This is a genomic window from Mesotoga sp., from assembly GCF_035363035.1.
Lineage (GTDB): Bacteria > Thermotogota > Thermotogae > Petrotogales > Kosmotogaceae > Mesotoga.
In genome coordinates, this window is sequence record NZ_DAOSEH010000117.1 from 1 (window position 1) to 4,916 (window position 4,916).

Below are 4,916 nucleotides of genomic sequence, written 5' to 3' on the forward strand. Positions count from 1 at the left end.
TTGAAATAACTTGCCATTTGCATCCCTCCAAAAGTAAACCGCCCTTTCGGGCGGTTAGATGTTTACTTTCGCTTTTATCTTTAGTCTCTCTATCTGTGTTATGCCTCCGACTGTGGCGGTAGTCTTCAGATAGTACGTCCCGGGAGGAGCGTTGCACTTTTGCAGAAGTCTGTAATAACCGTCTGGATGTTCAAACACGAAACTGTTTGCGATCTTATCGAAAACCCCTGATTCATCATCGTATCTCTCGATTTCTCCGAAAACTTGGGATGGAACTACAGAGCTCCATCCTTCGGAGTCGGGATCAAAGGCTTCCACCGTCGAGTCAACGAAGAACGCATCAAGAGCCTCAATCGATACTTGACTAACTTGACGGCCATCTTGAAAATACTTGATACGTACGTTGGCTATATCCAGTTCCGGCTCCTGAGGAACAGGCACATATGTTCTTTCTGCCCATGAAGATTGATCGTCATCACAAGCCAGGACTATCTGCCCTTCCTCAAACGTTGGATTCACATCACCTCCGGGAATCCAGCCGGTAAGACCTTCCAGCAACCAGTTCTCCCCTCCGACAAGCACGTTCGACACTTTAGCGAGGTCATTGTTTTCAGAAGCACTAGAGTCTTTCACATACACGAACCTAAGCGTGTGTTGCTCGTTTGCCAGCGTTCCGACGAAAGTTCCGTAATCAATGCCGCTTCTTCTTAGAATGAGCGTTCCATCCACATATACTTCGAAGAAATCGTAGTCAAATTCGCTCGACACCTCCCAGTCGAACGAAATTTGGAGTTCTCCAGGCTCGCTAACCGGCAAAGTACCGATCGCTTCAATTTTGTTGAATCTTGTCGTCGACAGCTTCAGGTAATTTTCGATAATCTCTATACTTCCAGTTCCACTCTTTTCCCAAAATTCAATTCCTTGAGCCACTATGTCGAGATCTCCATATATGGCTCTATTGATTTTTACATACGGTGTACCGCCATCTTCTCTATCTGTGTACAACCCAAAATCAACGATATGCTCTTCCTCACTCAAAAGAGTTTTGAATGTACTGCTTTCTTCAACCCCATCCTGAGTTTGAAAATAGATTTCTCCATCGATAAATATCGTGAAATATGCCTCGCTTCCTGACGGTACAACTAGCTCCCAGTCAACTTCAAACAGAGTCATATCATCACTTCCTATCCACGACGACTTTAATCTTCAATCTCTGAACACGTTCCAAAACCACGGGAGAATCGAAGGCAATTGTCGCTTGAAGATAATATACTCCCACCGGGAGATCGGCCTCTACTAGAATCTTGTCATCCTCTACCTTGCACACTGCCATTTCTTCGAAACCCTCTCCGTCGAAAGAAACTATGCTTGCAGATACTGTTCCGTCAATCTTTGACCATGCCTCTCCATCACTGGATTCCACAAGCACACCAACGAATGCCACCTGTCCAGACTCCATTGTTAGGCTAGAGATCTCGGAACCGTTTTGTAGAAACTTCACACGAGTCGGCATTGGCAGAGCTGGATAAACTAGTATAGACGCCTCTTCGATCAGATCTCCGCATCGAGCATAAAGAATTAGACTGGTTTTCTCCGTGACCGACGGAGCTTCGATCTCAGCCGAAAAGACTCCTTCGCCTTCATTCACTCCTGGGTAAGATATTCCACCAAAGACAAATTGCAGTCTCTCCAAATCCGTCGTAGCGGCCTCCACATGGAAAGCCTCCCCGGAAATTGCCTTCTCCGGAGCCTCTATACCATCGATCGAAGGATTCGAAGTATCCCATGGTGCCTCTCCCAGAGCCCACACGTAATGCTCCTGGGTGTGATAGTCGTACCACTCGTATGTTAGGCTATCCGGTCTTTCTTTTATCTCGTCGTATATCTTTCCGTAAACATCGGTGCCAGCAATCAAGGCAGTTCCATAATAGCCTTCGGCTTCCAGAAGTGGCATTTCGAAGTCTGCAAAGCTAGTCCATTGATTTTCGAGGTATGCGTAGATATAAACTCGCCCGCTGTCCAGACTGAATTTCAGCTTTTGGTCTATTGACTCTCGAACTGAATTAGTTAGAACTCCAACACCAGGCTCGTAGAGGATCATCTCCGTTTTGCCAGTGCTGTAATTTCTGTTCACAGTTAGTACACGAGTAGCAGGCTCATAGTACCCATTGGTAATGATCAGGACGTGATTGCCAACTGTGTTGTCCGATTCGGAAATGATAGCTTGACTATCCACAAACCAGGCAACTGGCTCAGATTCCGCGTAGTTTTCTCCTTCCATTTCACGCCAGTTATCAAAAAAATTGTCCGGTTGGGAACCGGCGTATATGTAGACATTTACTTCGACCGGACTAGAGATCTCGAAGAGTACCAGTCCCATGAGATCAGGAAGGTCGTTCCATTTGAGAATCCTTCCAGCGTCTATATCGAACATATCCAAGGAGTTCGGATCCCAAGGATTGTCTCCCCATAAGCTTCTGGGTATCTTGAAAGGCATCCTGAGTCCGTTAAGATCGAGAGCTTCAGGATTGCTGATCACAATCTTATATGAAGGGTATACTGGCATTTCTACTCCTCCTTTATCCCGAATTTGGCGGGGTTAATGACATTGGAGGTAAGGTCGTCGTTCAGTATGAGCTTGTCGAACATCAGTTTTGCCCGGTCCAGCCTGACCCTTGTTATCTTGAGATCTGCCGGCAACACAGAGCAATCGGAACCGACGGCTTCATTTTTCTGGACCATCTCTTCTGATATGGGAAACTCTCCGGTTTGAGACGAAGAATTCCCGCGGCCATATGTAAAAGTATGGTCCGGCGACTCTTCCATAGGGATGAAGAAAGCTTCTTCGTGGCCAAACGGACCGTCCAGATACAGGTATTCTCCGACCTGCAGATTCCAGCCTTTCACGAGATATCCCGATATGCTTGAAGCTCCAACTATCCCCGTCATGTCTGCTCGTATAGAGTTCATAAGTTCGTCGGAGGTTTCCGGGAATGTTATCGCTCCGTAGATAGGTTCAATAATTGGCATGAGCTTGTTGTTAATGTTTGGCCCCACAGTTTCTCCGGGGTTGAAGAGACCATAGGAACCAGGATACAACACCTTAACGGCTTCTGTTATTTCAAGCTCCGCTAGAGCTTCGATCGGAGACCTGAAGCGAAAATAGAAGTATGGCACAGACGAAAGCCCCGCACCGGCCTTCACACGTTTGTAGTAGATATGAAGCCTAGGTAGGTGCCACCGGCCGCTCAATTGCTTCAATTCGCTCGCGAGAATCGGTACTCGGATGTTCGGATATGGTTCGACCTTCTCGACCTCGTTTCCCGGAATGACCCTGCATGGTGTGCTTTCCCACGTCCAGTTCCAGTAACCCGTCCAGAAGTCATAAGAAGCTCCGGCGATCTTGTAAACGTCGACATGGTCGATCTCTATCGCTATATCGTCGGGATCCCAGCGATATGTAGCGTTAGCGCCAGTGTCGTATCTCGGCCTTGTGGTCTTGAATGTATCTATTTGTTCTGCCAACCCTCCGTTTGCGGGGTTGTAGTTATAGTCCTCGAGGTTTCTCTCGCCATAATTGTAATTCATAAGAATATTCGGGTCCGTGAAATCGAAGTCGGTAAGTCTATACGGCTTTCCTTCGACCACTGTACCGGCGAAAAACATTTCCTTCACCTGGTTCTTGCTTATTCGGCTTGAATAGATCTTGTTGTTCATTCCGTACGCACCATAGTTGTTGAAGGCTCTGAAGTCAAAATTCCAGTTCATGAAGCCGATTCCAAGCTTTCCGAGAAAGGCGTTGTAAGTCTCTGTTTTTCCAACCTCGCTCAAGTCCTTAGTGAAAAACGGCGTCTTCACGCCGGCCGAATAGTTGAAGGCCCTCAGCTGTGATGTGATAGTGAATTTATTGAACGTCGGCAAATCTATGTTTGAGAGCTTCAGTTCAATTTCTGTCTTTGCCGCTTTCCCTTCTTTCTGGAAAGTCTCCTGATCCAGAAAAGAATGAGTCAACCCGGTTTTCACTTCTTCAACATGAGGAACGATAGAGGGATCGAATCTTACGCTGTCGCATTCCCAATTATGCACGAGAAAGTTACCGCCGACTTTGAAGTTTTCGAGCCTTGCGGGAATGTCGATTATGAAATACGGCCTGAAACGGCCTTCAGCTACCAGGACCTGCATTTCCTGAGTGTTTATTTCAATGTCTTCATCGAGAAGAATAACCGGTTCAGAGCTGGCGAGGACTACTCTCTGAAGCACTCTGGTTTCAAGCTGGTAGTACTTCATACAGCTATTGGTGTATTGCATGGATACGTTCACGCTCACCGGTTTCGATTCGGGAACGAACACCGGGTAAGCCGTAAACCCATTGTTCTCGTATTCCTCCGCTGTCAGATATCTTTCTATGCCAAAATACCTGCCGTCCTTGCTTAGTTTCGGGACGGCGGCCACGAGCATCGGATCGTTCACGAATTCCAGAGAGAATTCGCTGACCGGATATGGACCGGGAGAATGAGACGGAGTCTCTAACCATGCAGTGGTTCCCTCGAGCTTCACTGTATTCACGGAGAGATCGTATGTGATTTTGCTTATTTGAAACGCTCCTTTGAAGAGGAAATCGCTCTCCTCATACGATAACATAAGGGGGTTGGGCACAAAATAGGAGGAATTCCTTATCCAGGGTTGCGCCAGATATTGCGACATATACAGTTCCCCGGATTTGATGATCGCCCTCCGAGAACGAGTGTAATACTGGTTTGCAGACCATTGATTACCAGTTTGCCCAACCGGTTGCGACGTCTGCGAATACATCTCGTATGTCCTGTTATAGTTCCATTTGCGCTTAAAATACTCAAACAGACTTATTCCCTCGCAGAATAGGACAGTCTTTCCGGAATGGTAAATCAAGTGTCTAT

At 46.9% G+C, this 4,916-nt stretch carries 3 protein-coding genes; all 3 read right to left on the bottom strand.

The features are described from left to right. Positions 1–54 precede the first annotated feature (54 nt). The 3 genes from PKX57_RS11230 to PKX57_RS11240 are packed head-to-tail and all read right to left on the bottom strand — an operon-like array spanning position 55 to position 4,704. On the bottom strand, positions 55–1,173 hold the full coding sequence (locus tag PKX57_RS11230) for a hypothetical protein (protein ID WP_472417364.1): 1,119 nt from the start codon (positions 1,171–1,173) through the stop codon (positions 55–57). 4 nt (positions 1,174–1,177) lie between these two features. Then, the gene (locus PKX57_RS11235; protein WP_472417366.1) at positions 1,178–2,566 is read right to left on the bottom strand and encodes a hypothetical protein; all 1,389 of its coding nucleotides are present in this window, start codon (positions 2,564–2,566) and stop codon (positions 1,178–1,180) included. 2 nt (positions 2,567–2,568) lie between these two features. Then, positions 2,569–4,704 carry a hypothetical protein gene (locus PKX57_RS11240; protein WP_472417368.1) on the bottom strand — a complete coding sequence of 712 codons (2,136 nt, stop codon included), beginning with the start codon at positions 4,702–4,704 and terminating at the stop codon, positions 2,569–2,571. Positions 4,705–4,916 lie beyond the last annotated feature (212 nt).